This is a genomic window from Achromobacter sp. B7, from assembly GCF_003600685.1.
In the GTDB taxonomy this organism is placed as follows: Bacteria; Pseudomonadota; Gammaproteobacteria; order Burkholderiales; family Burkholderiaceae_B; genus Achromobacter; species Achromobacter spanius_B.
Genome location: NZ_CP032084.1, coordinates 3,017,399 through 3,032,320 on the forward strand (window position 1 = coordinate 3,017,399; position 14,922 = coordinate 3,032,320).

Consider the following 14,922-nt stretch of genomic DNA (forward strand, 5'->3'; position numbering starts at 1 on the left):
CATGCGCGCAAGGCGCATGCGTGCAAGGTCAACCGTCTATCGAGGGTGGTGCCCGGGGGCCCAGCGGGGGGCCCGTGGCGGGCATGGGCGGGCGCGGGCCGTCCACCTTCAGCGGGGGCTGCGCCAGCCAGAGCAGCAGCACCGGCGCCAACGCCGCCAAGGGCGGCAGGTTCAGGATTTGATGCGCGCTCAGGCCAAACGGACATTCCTGGCCCGCGCCGCGATCATCGCCCTGCCCTGAACCGTGGTGATCGTGATGGCCGTGCATCTCGTGATGGCCACCGGTGGACGCCTGCCGTAACGACATCGCCTGCAACGCCGCCAGCGCGTTGCCGCCTGCCGTGCAAAAGCCCAAGGTCAGACGGCCTTGGCGTAGCGCCTGCGCGTCGGGCATGTACCCGGTCGGCACCCACGCCCGCGCCACCAGCAACAGCAGCAGCAACAGCCGCCCGAAATGGGCGGCCGTGGCAAAACGCGGGTAATGGGGTAAACGACGGGGCGATCCGGTGCGCATGCGTCCAATCCACAACGCCGGCGGGCGCCGGCGTCTTGGCGGAATTTTACGCGCCGTCTTGGGATTGCGCGACACCCGCCCCGCCGGCCCGCCTGCAAACGTTGCTTGCCGCCGTCCGGCTTCGGGCATAAATTCGATGTTGCCGATTTCCGCTCAAGGCCCGCTGCGGCTCTGTCTTGCGGACGGCGTCCAAAGGTTGTTTTTGATCTTTTAAGCCCGCGAGGAGCGATGCGATGAAAGTGAAACACCTGTTAGGTCCGGCAGCCTTCGCGCTGTCTACGCTGTGCACCGCGCCCAGCATGGCGCAATCCGCCGACCCCGCCCCGATGGTCACCGGCAAGCACTGGTCGGAGTCCGACCCCAACATCAAGAAGGCCTACCTATTGGGGATCGCCAACCTGCTGCAAGTGGAACGCGCGTACCAGGAACGCCGTGCGCCACCCGACAACCAAACGCTGGTGCCCCGTTTTGCCAAGGGGCTGCAAACGCACACGCTGGATTCCGTGCGCGAGGGGCTGGACAGCTGGTACGCCGCGAACCCGTCGCGGCTGGACCGGCCGGTGATCGAAACCCTGTGGTTTGAGATCGTCATTCCTGGCGCCAAGCGCAAGCCTTGAAGGAGCCGTCATGAAAGTCATCCGATCGATTCTTGTATGCGTCGCGATCAGCGCGCTGGCGGCCTGCACGAATATGTCGTCCAAGCAGCAAGGGACCATGTCCGGCGCGGCGATAGGCGCGGCGGCGGGCGCGGGTATTGCCGCCATCGCGGGCGGCAGCGCCTGGACCGGGGCCGCCATCGGCGGCATAGCCGGTGGCGTCGCGGGCAACATCCGCGGCAGCAATTAGTACGCCGCCACTGCTTGCACACCTGCAGGGCAGGCCCGGAACGCACGGCGAGAGCCGCCGCGTTCCGGGCTTTTTTGCTCAGGCTGAAGTCGCCCGAAGCTGGACTGAGGTTCAACCGAAGCCGGCTTGACCCTCGCCGGGCGCTCTGCGGAAAGTGAAGCGCCGTAGCACTCCGCTGCCGGCTACTTGCCGCCCTGCTGCTCCCGCCAGGCCTGGTACTTCGCCTGGTTTTCTTGATTGGGCGGATACAGGCCGGGCAACTTTTCGCCCGCCTCGACCTGCTGCATGATCCAGCCTTCCAGCCGTTCCTGCTCGATGGCTATGTCGACCACCTCGTCCAGCAACGCGGCCGGGATCAGCACCGCGCCGTCGCGGTCCAGCACGATGACGTCGTTGGGAAACACCGCCACGCCGCCGCAGCCCACCGGTTCCTGCCAGCCGACAAACGTCAGCCCTGCCACCGAAGGCGGCGCCGCCGCGCCGGCGCACCAGACCGGCAGCCCGGTGCCTTCAACGCCTTCCAGGTCGCGCACCACGCCGTCCGTCACCAAGGCCGCCACGCCGCGCTTGTGCATGCGGGCGCACAGGATATCGCCAAAAATGCCGGCGTCCGTGACCCCCATGGCATCGACCACGGCGATGCAACCTTCGGGCATATCTTCAATGGCGACGCGCGTCGAAATGGGCGAGGCCCACGATGCCGGGGTCGCCAGGTCTTCGCGCGCGGGCACAAAGCGCAGCGTGAAGGCGCGTCCCACGATACGGGTGGCGCCCGGCGCCAGCGGCCGCGCACCGCGCACCCATACGTTGCGCAGGCCTTTCTTCAACAGCACGGTAGTCAGCGTGGCCGTCGTGATGCGCGACAGGGCCGTGACGACGCGCGCGTCCAAGGGCTGAGGGGCAATCGTCATAGTGCGGGGTCTCCTTGCGCCGACTGGGCGGATATACAGGTTGAGGTTGTCGATTGTGACGCCGGCCAAAACGGTGCACAACCCTGTTTTTACAGATTCTGAATCCGCTTTTTATGCCTGCCCGGCCAGGCGCTGGCACCGCTTTTCCGCCACGGTTCGCTCCCTGCGGGCCAGGGGAATTTTGACCGGCGCGGGCAATTCCGTGTCCGGCAAGCGACCAGGAGGGAGCCCCGCCGGACAGGATTCCCCTATGAAAATCCGCCTGCGCAGGGGCTCAGGCACGAAACTTGCGCAGGGTGCGGATCTACCACCTCCGGAGAGTCCATGCCCGCCCCGACCGACGAATCCCGCCGGAGCCTGACGGTCCTGACCGTCAATACCCATAAAGGATTCACCAGTTTCAACCGGCGTTTCATGCTGCACGACCTGCGCGAGGCCTTACGCCTGGCCGCGCCCGATGTGGTGTTCTTGCAGGAAGTCCTGGGCGAACACCAGGTGCACGCCGAGCGGCACCAAGAGGCCTGGCCGGCGTTGTCCCAGTACGAATTCCTGGCCGACACGCTGTGGTCGGACTACGCCTACGGCCGCAACGCCGTCTACCCGGCCGGCCACCATGGCAACGCGATCCTGTCGCGCTACCCCATCGAGCGCTACGAGAATCATGACGTCAGCGTGGACGGCCATGAAGGCCGTGGCCTGCTGCACTGCGTGCTGCGCGTGCCGGGCGATGCGCCGGTGCACGCCATCTGCGTACACCTGGGCCTGCTGGAAAAGCATCGCGGCCAGCAGATGAACCGCCTGTGCGAACTGGTGGCGCGCGACGTGCCCGAAGGCGAACCGCTGTTGATCGCCGGCGACTTCAACGATTGGCGCGGCAAGGCGAACCGGCAGATGGCCGGCTGCGGCACCGAGGAAGTGTTCACCAGCCGCCTGGGCCGCCCGGCCCGCACCTTTCCCGCGCGTTGGCCGCTGCTGCGGCTTGACCGCATCTATGTTCGAAATGTGCGCGACTGGCGGCCGATGCCGCTGGCCTCGCGCGTGTGGTCGCGCCTGTCCGACCACGTACCCCTATCCGCGGAGATTGCGTTATGAGTGCCGGTGAACTGGGATGGCGGGAAGGCAACCGCTACACCTTGCTGGAAAACGGCGAGGCTTATTTTCCGGCCGCGTTCGAGGCCATCGACGCCGCCCAGCGCGAAGTCCTGGTCGAAACCTTCATCTTGTTTGAAGACAAGGTGGGGCGGCAATTGCAGCAGACCCTGATCGCGGCTGCCAAGCGCGGCGTCAGCGTGGACCTGCTGGTGGACGGCTATGGCTCCGATGTGCTGACGCCCGAATTCATCGGCGAAATGACCGAAGCCGGGGTACGGCTGCATATCTTCGACCCGCGCCCTCGCCTGCTGGGCATCCGCACCAACGTGTTCCGTCGCATGCACCGCAAGATCGTGGCGATCGATGGCGTGTGCGCGATGATCGGGGGCATTAACTTTTCGGCGGACCACCTGGCCGACTTCGGCCCCGAGGCCAAGCAGGACTATGCCGTGCGCATCGACGGGCCCCTGGCGGCGGACATTGCCGATTACGCCCGCTCGGCGCTGAACCGCAAGCGGCCGCGCCGCTGGCGCCGCGCGGCCGCGGCGTCGGTGCCCGAGGGCGACGGCGGCGGCCGCCTGGTGGTGCGCGACAACGACGGCCACACCACCGACATCGAACGCTACTACCGCGCCGGCCTGCGCGCCGCCAAGCGCGACGTGCTGATTGCCAACGCCTACTTCTTTCCCGGCTACCACCTGCTGCGCGACCTGACCAAGGCCGCGCGCCGTGGCGTGCGCGTGCGCCTGCTGCTGCAAGGCGAACCCGACATGCTGGTGGCGCGGCTGGCGGCGACCATGCTGTACGACTACCTGAAGAACGCGGGCGTTGAAATCTACGAATATTGCAAGCGCCCGCTGCATGGCAAGGTGGCCTGCGTGGACGACGACTGGTCCACCGTGGGCTCCAGCAACCTGGACCCGCTAAGCCTGGCCTTGAACCTGGAAGCCAATGTCGTGGTGCGCGACCGCTCGCTGAACGCCGCGCTGCGCGAAAGCCTGGACCGCCTGATCGCCCAGGACTGCAAGCCCGTGCCCAGCGGCCCCAAGTCCACCCGGGCGCTGCGCCGCTTCTGGGTGGGCGTGGTGGTGTTTCACTTCTTGCGGCGCTTTCCGGCGTGGGCGGGTTCGCTGCCGGCCCACAAGCCGCGCCTGCAAACCATCAAGCCGCCCACCCCCGACGAAGGTGAGACCGCATGAGGGTATATCGAACGACATTCATGCGCACCTTGCGCCACCGCTGGCCGCGCATCAAGAAAGTGCTGCCATGGCTGATCCTGGCGGTGGTCGCCGCGCTGCTGTTTTATTTCGGCCGGTCGGTGGACTGGCCGCAAGTGTGGCAGGCCATGCGCCGCATACCGCGCGACGCCATCCTGATGGCCAGCGGCCTGGTCGTGCTGGGCTATCTGAGCTACGCCGCGCTGGACCTGTTGGGCAAGCGCTACACCGGGCACAAACTAGGCTGGCCCACGGTGCTGGGCGTGGCCATGGTCAGCTACGCGCTGAACCTCAGCCTGGGCGTGCTGGTGGGCGGCCTGGGCGCGCGCCTGCGCCTGTACGCGCGGCTGGGCTGCCGCAAGGCGGTAGCCACGCGCGTGGCGGTGTTCTCGGCTGCATCCAACTGGATCGGGTATGCCTGGGTGGCCGGCGCGGTGTTCGTCAGCGGCGCGTTGCCGGTGCCCCAAGGGTGGGACGTGGGCAGCGGCGTGCTGCGCCTGCTGGGCGCGGTGATGCTGGTGGGCGCGGCCGCCTACGTGTGGGCATGCGCCCGCGCGCGGCGCCGGTCGGCCACGTGGATGGGCCAGCGCGTGACGCTGCCACGCGCGCGCATGGCGATCATGCAATGCGTGTTCGCCGGGCTGTCATGGATGTTCATGGGCGCCGTCGCCTATGTGCTGTTGCAGGGCAAGGCGCCCTACCCCGTCGTGCTGGGCATCTTGCTGTGTTCCAGTTTCGCCGCGGTGCTGACCCGGGTGCCGGGTGGGCTGGGCACCACCGAAGCCATCTTCGTGGCGGTGCTGGCGCCCGGGCTGCCGTATTCCGAAGTGCTGGGCGCGGCGCTGGCTTACCGCGCCTGCTACGCACTGGCGCCGATGTGCCTGGCGCTGGCCGCCTTTCCCTTGTTCGAAGCGCGCATCGCGTGGCGCAAGAAGCATGCGCCGGCCGGCCGGGAACAAGACTTGCTGCACCCCCGACCATGAAGAAAAATCCGCCCCTGATAGCGTCCGATCTGGTGGTGGCGTACCCGCGCCGCGCCACTGCGTCCGAACACGAGATTGCTTCACAAGAGGCCATGGCCGCCCGCCTGGCGGCCTTGCTGGGCAGGCGTTTCGACCCCCACTTCCGGCCCACCCGGCACCGCGACGAGCCGCCTCCGTACTACGTGCCCGACCGCACCATCATCGGCGCGATACGCGCGGCGCGCCTGGGCATTACGCGCCCTGCCGACCTGTACGGCGGCGTGGCTCCGCATTCGTTCGTAGCGGGCAAGGCCATCACCCACGGCCTGGTCACCGCCCAGGCCCGTGCCCCCAAAGCCTGGGTGCACGAGCTGGGCGACGCCCTGCGCGACGTGGTGTTGAACGGCTACACCGCGTTCACCGTAGCCGATGCCGAAGCCGCGGGCTTGCAGCTGCTGCGCCAGGGGCCGCTACGCCTTAAACCCGTCGATGCCACGGCGGGGCGCGGCCAGGTGGTCGTGCGCAACGCCGACGAACTGCGCGCGGCGCTGGCCGAGCAAGGGCCGCTTGTCATGCGCCGGCTGGGGCTGGTGCTGGAAGAAGACCTGCAAGACGTGTCCACCTACAGCGTGGGCTGGGCGCGCGTGGGCAAGATGGAAATTTCGTACGTGGGCACGCAGTCGCTCACGCCCGACAACCAGGGCATACCGGTCTACGGCGGCTCGGTGCTGCGCGTGGCGCGCGGCGGGTTCGACGACCTGCGCGCGCTGGACCTGAACGAACACGAGCGCCAAGCCGTGGCCCTGGCCTGCCAGTACGACACCGCCGTGTCTACCGCCTACCCGCAATTGCTGGCGTCGCGTCGCAACTACGACGTGGCGTTTGGGCAAAGCCCGTCCGGGCAGCCACGCGCGGGCGTGCTGGAACAATCCTGGCGCGCAGGTGGCGCCAGCCTGGCCGAACTGGCGGCCATGCAGGCGTTTGCGTTGTCGCCGTCGCTGATGTCGGTGCGCGCCGCCACCCGCGAGCGTTATGGCGAACAAGAACCTCGCCCCATCCCGCAGCACCTGGTGTATCACGGCGTGGATTCGGCCGTGGGCCACATCAGCAAGTGGGCGGGCGTGTTGGAGGAGGACGCCGATGGCGGCGCATAGTGATCCCATCGCCTTGTCGGTCGACGGGCAGCAACTGGACGGCACGTTTCTGACACCGGAAGACAAGGTGCCGGGCGTGTTGTTCATCCACGGTTGGGGCGGCAGCCAGCAGTTTGACCTGGCGCGCGCCAAGGGCATCGCCGCGCTGGGTTGCGTCTGCCTGACGTTCGACCTGCGCGGCCATGCCGCCACGCGTGAACAGCAGCTGCAAGTGACGCGCGAGGATAATCTGCGCGACGTCATGGCGGCGTACGATCGGCTGGCGTCGCACCCGTCTCTGGATTCGGGGTCGGTGGCGGTGGTGGGCAGCAGCTATGGCGGCTACCTGGCGGCGCTGCTCAGCGGCCTGCGCCGCGTGCGCTGGCTGGCGCTGCACGTGCCGGCGCTGTATCGCGACGAAGAATGGCTGCTGCCAAAAAACCAGTTGAACCGGGAAACGCTGCGCGCCTATCGCAATAGCTATGTCGCGCCCGAATCGAACCGGGCGCTGAAGGCCTGCACCGAATTTGCCGGCGACGTGCTGATCGTCGAAGCCGAACACGACACTTTCATCCCGCACTCCACCATCATGAGTTACCGGTCGGCGTTCCGGCGCTCGCATTCGCTGACGCATCGCATCATCGACGGCGCCGACCACGCGCTGACGGAAAAATCCGCGCAGCGTGCCTACACGGCAATCCTGGTGAACTGGGTTACTGAAATGGTCACCGGCGCGCGGATGGGAGATCCGCGGCCGGTGCCGTGATGCACGACGGCCGGGCACCCAGGCCCGGCCATACGCCTTACCAGTAGATGTCCTGCTTGTAGTACGTGTGCAGATTGCGCGCCCACGTTTCGTCGGCCATGCTGGGCCAGTTGTCCTTGTCGAAGCCCGGGGCGTTCTTCAAGGTTTCTTCGTCGATGTCCAGCACGAAGCACTTGCGGTCGGTATCCAGCGTCAAGGCCGCCCAGGGAATGGCAAACAGCTTGTCGCCGATGCCCAGCACGCCACCTCGCGACAGCACCGCGTAAGCGACCCGACCACGCGGCACGTCAATCATGATGTCCTTGATGGACCCCAGCTCTTCGCCGGCCGAGTTGTAGACGTCATTGCCTTCCAGCGTGCCGGCGGCCATGACTTCGGGGCCGGGGCCGCCAGGGCTGCTCTTGGGGCCGCCGACGATATTGGTTTGATGTTGTTCCATCTTCTATCTCCTTTGCGGGGCTTGGGCCCTGCGTACTGGTGGTAGGGACAGGCAACTCCGCAAGCGCCGTGCCCAGCTGCCCGGACACGGCGACGACATCCATTGCGCGATGCTCGATACGCGACGCCGCGTTCAGCTGGCCCACCACTGCTTGATCGTGGCGCGCAGCGCGGCGGCGCCCGTGGCGGCGTCTTCCTTGCGCAGCGCCGTCATGTACGCCTTGAACTGCTTGGCCGAAATGTGCGGCGGCATCGGCGGCACCTCGGGGTCGGTCACCACCTCCAGCACCGTGGGACGGCCGGCCGACAGCGCGCGGTCCCAGGCGGGGCCGACTTCCTCCGGGTCCGTCACGCGTATGCCCTCCAGCCCCAGCATGCGGCCGTAATCCGCATAGGAAAAGTGCGGCAGCCATTGCGAATCGCCAAAGCGCGGGTCGGCGCCCATGACGCGTTGTTCCCACGTCACCAGGTTCAGGTCGCCGTTGTTCAGCACCAGCACCACCAGCGTCGGGTCGGACCAGTCCTTCCAGCGGTGCGCGATGGTAATCAGTTCATTGATGCCCAGCATCTGCATCGCGCCGTCGCCCACCAGCGCCACCACCGGCCGGCCGGGGTGGGCCAGCTTGGCGGCCACCGCGTAAGGCACGCCGCAACCCATGCTGGCCAGCCCGCCCGACACCGAGCCCATCATGCCCTCGCGCAGATGCACGTCACGGGCGTACCAGTTGGCCGCCGAACCGGAATCGCAGGTGACGATGCAACGCGGCGGCAGCCGGCTGGACAGCTCCAGGAACGGGCGCTGCGGATTCACGCCCTTGGCGTCAACCATGGCGCGCGACACCACCGTTTCGCGCCACCGGGCCACCTTCTTTTCAATGCTCTTGGTCCACCGGTCCGACGTCTTGGGTTGCAGCTTGGGCAACAGCGCCTGCAAGGTCAGGCGGGCATCGCCCACCAGCCCCACTTCCACCGGATACCGCAGGCTGAGCTTGCGCCCGTCCAGGTCGATCTGCACCGCGCGCGCCTGCCCTTCCTTGGGCAGGAATTCGGCATAGGGAAACGACGTGCCCACCATCAACAGGGTGTCGCATTCGTTCATCATTTCCCAGCTGGGCTGCGTGCCCAGCAGACCGATGGCGCCCGTCACGTACGGCAGCTCGTCCGGCACCACCGCCTTGCCCAGCAACGCCTTGGCCACGCCCGCGCCCAGCCGCTCGGCCACGGCGCGCACCTCGTCGCCCGCGTCCAGCGCGCCGGCGCCCACCAGCATCGCCACGCGTTCGCCGCTGTTCAGGATGGACGCGGCGTTATCCAGCGCGGCCTCGGGCGCCACGGCGGCGTGCGCGGTCAGGCCAATGCCGGTATGCACGGTGCCGTGCTCGCGCGGCGGCGTTTCCACGGCTTCCAGGTCTTGCACATCATTGGGAAAGATCAGGCAGGTCACGCCGCGCCGCTCCATGGCGATACGCATGGCGCGGTCGATCATGTGCCGCGCCTGCACGGGCGAGGTCACCATGTGCACGAAGTCGTGCGCCACGTCCTTGTAAAGGCTGACCAGATCCACCTCTTGCTGGTAATCGCCACCCAGCGAACTGCGGGCTTGCTGGCCAACGATGGCAACCACCGGCTGGTGGTCCATCTTGGCGTCGTACAGGCCGTTAAGCAGGTGGATGGCGCCGGGGCCCGAGGTGGCCATGCACACCCCCACCTGCCCGGTGAACTTGGCATGGGCGCAGGCCATGAACGCGGCCCCTTCCTCGTGGCGTGCCTGGATGAATTCCAGTTCGCTGTTTCTTCCAAACGCGCCAATCAGGCCGTTAATCCCATCGCCGGGATATCCGAACACGCGCTGTACGCCCCATTCGCCCAGGCGGGCGAGGACAAAATCGGAAACGGTTTTCAAGTTGACGCTCCTTATGGTCGGTTCAGTCGGTTCTATTGCTTCAATCGGTTCAGCAAAAACCAGAGCCTGCGCGCGCCGCAATCGCCATGCCTGGCTGGCCCGCTGGCTCCGTCCCCGACCGCCGTTCCCCGCGACTGTAAAGACGGCGTTTGTTGCGCCGCTCCCAAATTTACAAACGTCAGCAACAACGACTCGCACCCCAGGGTAAGCCCGCCTTTTCCCTATGCGGCCCACCCTTGGGCACGCCACTTGCGCATATGACGGCCTTACGGAACCGGGCCCACTTTTTCAGCGGCCCTCCGACTTTCCCCGGAGCAACAAGCATGGCGACGACAATTCTCATAGTGGCTGCCGAAGCATTCCCGCTCGCAAAGACGGGCGGCTTGGGCGATGCAATCACCGGCATGACGCGGGCGATGATCCAGCGAGGCATCCCCGCCACCGTCCTGCTGCCCGCCTACCGAGGCGCGGCCAAGCAGTTGGACGGCTTGCGCGAAGTGGCGCGGCTGGAAGACCTGCCGGGCGGCGACGCGCGCCTGCTGGCCGGCGTGTGCCCCACGTCCGAGCTGTCTTTCCTGCTGCTTGAGAACGATGCGCTGTACGACCGCGCCGGCCTGTATGTGGATGAGGACGGGCAGGAGCATCCTGACAACGGCCTGCGCTACGCCGCCTTGTCGCACGCCGCCGTGCGTATTGCGCGCGGCCTGCCGGGCCTGGCGCGCCCCGATGTGGTGCACGCGCACGATTGGCACGCAGCCTTGACACCGATGCTGATGCGCGAGGCCGGCATCCAGGACGTAAAAACCGTCTTGACCATCCACAACATGGCTTTCCAAGGCCAGTTCCCGCTAGAGGATGCCGCCGCCTATGGAATCCCGCCCGCCTACCGGGGCGAGCACGCCGCCGTTGCCTGGAACAAGCTGAACTTCATGAAGGCCGGCATCGCCCATGCCGATCGCGTCACCACCGTCAGCCACACCTATGCGCGTGAAATCCTGACGCCGGCATTCGGCTGCGGCCTGGACGGCCTGCTGCGTGAGCGCGCGAGCGACCTGATTGCCATTCCGAACGGCATCGACACCGCCCTGTGGGACCCGTCGCGCGACCCGCATCTGGGCCCGTTGCGCTACACCGCGGGCGATCTGGCCAACAAGCGCCTGTGCAAGACGGTGCTGCAACGCGAATTCGGGCTGACGCCGGATGCGCAAGCCACGCTGGTCGTCATGGGCAGCCGCCTGACCGACCAGAAGATGGCCGACGTCGCGGCCGAAGCCTTGCCGCGCGCCCTGGATGCCCACCCCGAAATGCAGGTGGCCATCCTGGGTCAGGGCGACCGTCGCCTGGAAACCGCCTTGAAGGCGCTGGCCGACCGCTACCCCCAACGTTGCGCCACGCGCATTGGCTACAACGAAGCGGGCGCGCATCGCCTGCACGCCGGTGGCGACGTCCTGCTGCACGGCAGCCGTTTCGAACCCTTCGGCTTGACGCCGCTGTACGCCATGCGTTACGGCACCGTGCCGATCGGCTCGCGCGTGGGCGGCATGGCCGACACCATTGAAGACCCCGGCTCGGATTCGCCCCTGACGGCGATGGCGTTCGCCAACGGCCTGCTGTTCGACGGCGACCACCCCGACGCCATGGCCGCTGCGCTGGCGCGCGCGATGCACTTGCGCCAGCACCCGATGCTGTGGCGGGCCATGCAGCGCAATGCCATGAGCACCGACTTCAGCTGGCAGCGTGCCGTGGGCGCGTACGAAGAATTGCTGCAATCCCTGACCGGCCGCGCGCAAGTTCAAGAGCAAGCGGTTGCGGAACCCGCGCCGGCCCGGTCGGCCGACACTCGCCAGCGGCGGACCCGGCAAGCCCGTGGCTCCATGCCGATGCCCATCTGATCACAAGGCGCACACGCATGGCCGCTGCCCCCAAGCCCGTCCCCTCCCCGCCCACCGCGTTGCGCATCTGCCACGCGCCACAGGGTTTGCCGGACGGCGCCCCGGCGGCAACGGCCGACGCCGCGCTGGATGCCCGGCTGGCCCGTATCCAGCGCGCCGGATTCAACGCCGTGTTGATTCCGCCGCCCTGGGTCCGGTCGGCCGACGCGCACACCCTGGCGCCCATCGACGCCGACGCCAGCCCGACCGGCGACGGCACCGAACCCATTACCGAACGGCTCGCCCGCCTTTCGCGCGCCACCGCCGCACAAGGGCTGACCTTGATGCTGCACGTGGTGCTGGACCGCGTGTCGGTGGACGCCACGCCCACCACCGCGCCGCCCGGCTGGTATCAGCCGCCGCCCGACGACCCGGCGCGCGACCCCCGCCTGCCTGTAAGCACGTGGGGCGTCATGGCCCTGGCCGGCGAGCCGCCGCCGGAGTTCGCGCAGGCCTGGTCGGCGCGGCTGGCGCGCTGGATGCAAGCCGGCGTGGCCGGCTTTGTATTCGAAGCCCCCCAGCGCCTGCCCGCCACCAGCTGGCGCGGCGTGCTGGACCCGCTGCGCCAACACGCCACCGCCCCGCATTGCCTGGCCTGGACGCCGGGGCTCACGGCGCATCAGCTGGACACGCTGCGCGACGCCGGTTTCGACGGCGTGTTTTCTTCCCTGCCGTGGTGGGATTACAAATCCGCCTGGCTGGCCGAAGAAGCCTCGCGCCTGCAACGCGTGGCGCCGGTGCTGGCCAGCACGACGCCGCTGCACGGCGACGCCCCGAACAAGCCGCATGCCGATGCGCGGCTGGCGTGGGCCGCCGCCTTTACCGCCAACGGGTGGATGGCGGCGGAAGCCGACATCGACGCGTCGCCCCAATTGCAGGACATCAACCAGTGGCTCAGCCTGCGCGACGCGCCTGCCGGCCCGCCGCGTGTGCTGGGCGGCCGCGACGGCCGCGCCACGCTGGTGCTGCGCGATGAGCCCGACGGCGCCACGGCGGTGCTGGCGTTGAACCCTAACGAAGCCGCCCCGGCGCGCATCGATTGGGACGCCGTGGCGTCCAGCCTGCCGCCTGGCGACATCCTGCCCCAACGCATGACCGACGCGCCCCTGCTGGCGGGTGACACCCTGCCCGCGGGCGGTTGCGCCCTGATGGCCGTGACGCCGATGCCGCCCGTGCGCGAAGCCTCGCGCCATCCCGGGCCGCGCACGGAAGGCGGCGCGGGCCTGCGCATCGCCATCGAAAGCGTATCGCCCGCCGTTGACGACGGCGCGCACCCCATCAAGTGCACGGTGCACGAACGCATCACCGTCCAGGCCGACTTGCTGATGGACGGCCACGACCGCATCGCGGGCGAAGTCCGCTGGCGCGCCGCCGATGAAGCCAACTGGCGGCGCACGCCGCTCAAGCTGCTGTCCAACGACCGCTGGCAAGCCAGCTTCCGACCGCGCCGCATCGGGCCGCACGAGTTTCAGGTGGCGGCGTGGTTCGACGTCTGGGAAACCTACCGCCATGACCTGGAGGTCAAGCACGCGGCCGGAGTGGACGTGCACCTGGAAGTGTCCGAAGGCGTCTTGTTGCTGCGCGAAGCCGACAAGCGCGCCAGCCAGCACGCGTATCCGGCCAACAGCGTGGCCGTGGTGAAGGCCGCGTTGAAAGCCCTGCCCGGCGCCAAAGCCGACATCGCACCCACCGACGCGCACATTGCGCTGCTGCTGGGCGCCGAGCTGGCGCAGGCGATGCGGGAACTGGACGCGCGCCCGTTTGAAACCGTCACGCCCGACCCGTATCCCGTCTGGGTCGACCGCCCGCAAGCCTGCCACAGCGCCTGGTATGAATTGTTTCCTCGGTCGCAAGCCCGCGAGCCCGGCCGCCATGGCACGTTTGACGACGTCATCGCGCGCCTGCCCGACATTCAGGAAATGGGCTTTGACGTGCTGTACCTGCCGCCGATACACCCCATCGGCCTGCGCAATCGCAAGGGGCCGAACAACAGCCTGATCGCCGGGCCGGACGACGTGGGCAGCCCGTACGCTATCGGGTCGGCCGACGGCGGCCATGACGCCATCGAGCCCAAGCTGGGATCGCTGGATGATTTTCTGCGACTGGTCAGCGCCGCGCGCGAGCACGGCATGGAAATGGCGCTGGACTTTGCCATCCAGTGTTCGCCCGACCATCCCTGGTTGAAGTCGCATCCCGATTGGTTCTCATGGCGCCCCGACGGTTCCATCCGCTACGCCGAGAACCCGCCCAAGAAGTACCAGGACATCGTCAACGTGTCGTTCTACGGCTCGCCGCCCCGCCGCGCGCGCAAGCTGGCGCTGTGGCGCGCGCTGCGCGACGTGGTGCTGTTCTGGGTGGACAAGGGCGTGCGGATCTTTCGCGTGGACAACCCGCACACCAAGCCGCTGCCCTTCTGGCAATGGCTGATTGCCGAGGTGCACGGGCAGCACCCCGATGTGCTGTTCCTGTCTGAAGCCTTTACCCGGCCCAAGATGATGTACCGCCTGGCCAAGGTGGGTTTCACGCAGTCGTACACATACTTCACGTGGCGCAACGAGCGGGCCGAGTTGCAGGCGTATCTGGAAGAAATCTCCAACCCGCCGCCGGCCGATTTTTTCCGCCCGCACTTCTTTGTGAACACGCCGGATATCAACCCGGTGTTCTTGCAGACGTCGGGGCGGCCGGGATTCTTGATCCGCGCCGCGCTGGCCGCCATGGGCTCGGGCCTGTGGGGCGTGTACAGCGGTTTCGAGCTGTGCGAGTCCGCGCCGGTGCCGGGCAAAGAGGAATATCTGGATTCCGAAAAGTACGAACTGCGCCCGCGCGACTGGCGCCAGCCCGGCAACATCCGCGCCGAGATCGCGCGGCTGAACCAGATCCGCCGCGCCAACCCGGCCTTGCAGACGCATCGCGGGCTGACCGCGCTGCGCAGTGGCAACGACCGCGTCCTGGCCTTTGTCAAAGCCACGCCGGGTCTGGGCAACGTGGTGCTTACCGTCATCAGCCTGGACCCCTTCCAACCGCAAACCGCATATCTGGAGGTGCCGTTCTGGTTGTTCGGCGACGCCAGGCCCGCTCATCTTGAAGTCGAAGACCTGTTGACGGACAGCCACGAGACCTGGCGCGACGCGACGCGCACCGTGACGCTGTCCCCCGACCAACCCTATCGCGTCTGGCGGCTGTCCCTGCATGGTTGACGCCCGGAGCCC

Annotated in this window: 13 protein-coding genes; 9 read left to right on the forward strand and 4 right to left on the reverse strand. The window is 67.7% G+C overall.

Features of this window, described 5'->3' with window-relative positions; translation table 11 throughout:
• Positions 1–28: 28 nt before the first annotated feature.
• Entirely contained in the window at positions 29–514 is a 486-nt protein-coding gene (locus tag DVB37_RS13675) for a DUF2946 family protein (protein ID WP_162941213.1), read from the reverse strand.
• A gap of 233 nt (positions 515–747) precedes the next feature.
• Between DVB37_RS13675 and DVB37_RS13680 the strand changes: the two genes are divergently transcribed.
• Positions 748–1,131, forward strand: a complete 384-nt coding sequence (locus DVB37_RS13680) for a hypothetical protein (RefSeq protein WP_082134535.1) — start codon at positions 748–750, stop codon at positions 1,129–1,131.
• A gap of 10 nt (positions 1,132–1,141) precedes the next feature.
• Positions 1,142–1,360, forward strand: a complete 219-nt coding sequence (locus tag DVB37_RS13685; protein ID WP_046805713.1) for a YMGG-like glycine zipper-containing protein — start codon at positions 1,142–1,144, stop codon at positions 1,358–1,360.
• Positions 1,361–1,542: 182 nt separating this feature from the next.
• On the opposite strand, the gene DVB37_RS13690 is transcribed toward DVB37_RS13685, so the two are convergent.
• On the reverse strand, positions 1,543–2,271 hold the full coding sequence (locus DVB37_RS13690) for a ribonuclease activity regulator RraA (RefSeq protein ID WP_120155668.1): 729 nt from the start codon (positions 2,269–2,271) through the stop codon (positions 1,543–1,545).
• A gap of 324 nt (positions 2,272–2,595) precedes the next feature.
• Here DVB37_RS13690 and DVB37_RS13695 point away from each other — a divergent pair, with 324 nt between their 5' ends.
• The 5 genes from DVB37_RS13695 to DVB37_RS13715 are packed head-to-tail and all read left to right on the forward strand — an operon-like array spanning position 2,596 to position 7,441.
• Positions 2,596–3,363, forward strand: a complete 768-nt coding sequence (locus DVB37_RS13695) for an endonuclease/exonuclease/phosphatase family protein (protein ID WP_046805715.1) — start codon at positions 2,596–2,598, stop codon at positions 3,361–3,363.
• Positions 3,360–4,562, forward strand: a complete 1,203-nt coding sequence (gene clsB, locus DVB37_RS13700) for a cardiolipin synthase ClsB (RefSeq protein ID WP_104145455.1) — start codon at positions 3,360–3,362, stop codon at positions 4,560–4,562. Before DVB37_RS13695 ends, clsB begins: the two co-directional genes overlap by 4 nt.
• Positions 4,559–5,563, forward strand: coding sequence for a lysylphosphatidylglycerol synthase domain-containing protein (locus tag DVB37_RS13705; protein ID WP_104145454.1), 1,005 nt, complete (start codon positions 4,559–4,561; stop codon positions 5,561–5,563). The genes clsB and DVB37_RS13705 overlap by 4 nt, the downstream gene beginning before the upstream one ends.
• Positions 5,560–6,696, forward strand: a complete 1,137-nt coding sequence (locus tag DVB37_RS13710) for a DUF3182 family protein (RefSeq protein ID WP_120155671.1) — start codon at positions 5,560–5,562, stop codon at positions 6,694–6,696. The genes DVB37_RS13705 and DVB37_RS13710 overlap by 4 nt, the downstream gene beginning before the upstream one ends.
• Positions 6,683–7,441, forward strand: coding sequence for a S9 family peptidase (locus DVB37_RS13715; protein WP_046805719.1), 759 nt, complete (start codon positions 6,683–6,685; stop codon positions 7,439–7,441). The genes DVB37_RS13710 and DVB37_RS13715 overlap by 14 nt, the downstream gene beginning before the upstream one ends.
• 37 nt (positions 7,442–7,478) lie before the next feature.
• Here the strand turns inward: DVB37_RS13715 and DVB37_RS13720 are convergent, their stop codons facing one another.
• Positions 7,479–7,880 carry a PRC-barrel domain-containing protein gene (locus DVB37_RS13720; protein ID WP_120155673.1) on the reverse strand — a complete coding sequence of 134 codons (402 nt, stop codon included), beginning with the start codon at positions 7,878–7,880 and terminating at the stop codon, positions 7,479–7,481.
• Between the two features lie 132 nt (positions 7,881–8,012).
• Positions 8,013–9,782, reverse strand: coding sequence for a thiamine pyrophosphate-requiring protein (locus DVB37_RS13725; RefSeq protein ID WP_104145451.1), 1,770 nt, complete (start codon positions 9,780–9,782; stop codon positions 8,013–8,015).
• Positions 9,783–10,105: 323 nt separating this feature from the next.
• Between DVB37_RS13725 and glgA the strand changes: the two genes are divergently transcribed.
• Positions 10,106–11,674 (forward strand): glycogen synthase GlgA, encoded by a 1,569-nt coding sequence (glgA, locus tag DVB37_RS13730; RefSeq protein ID WP_120155676.1) that lies wholly within the window; start codon positions 10,106–10,108, stop codon positions 11,672–11,674.
• A 17-nt stretch (positions 11,675–11,691) separates the two neighbouring features.
• Positions 11,692–14,910, forward strand: a complete 3,219-nt coding sequence (locus tag DVB37_RS13735) for an alpha-1,4-glucan--maltose-1-phosphate maltosyltransferase (RefSeq protein WP_120155678.1) — start codon at positions 11,692–11,694, stop codon at positions 14,908–14,910.
• Positions 14,911–14,922: the final 12 nt, after the last annotated feature.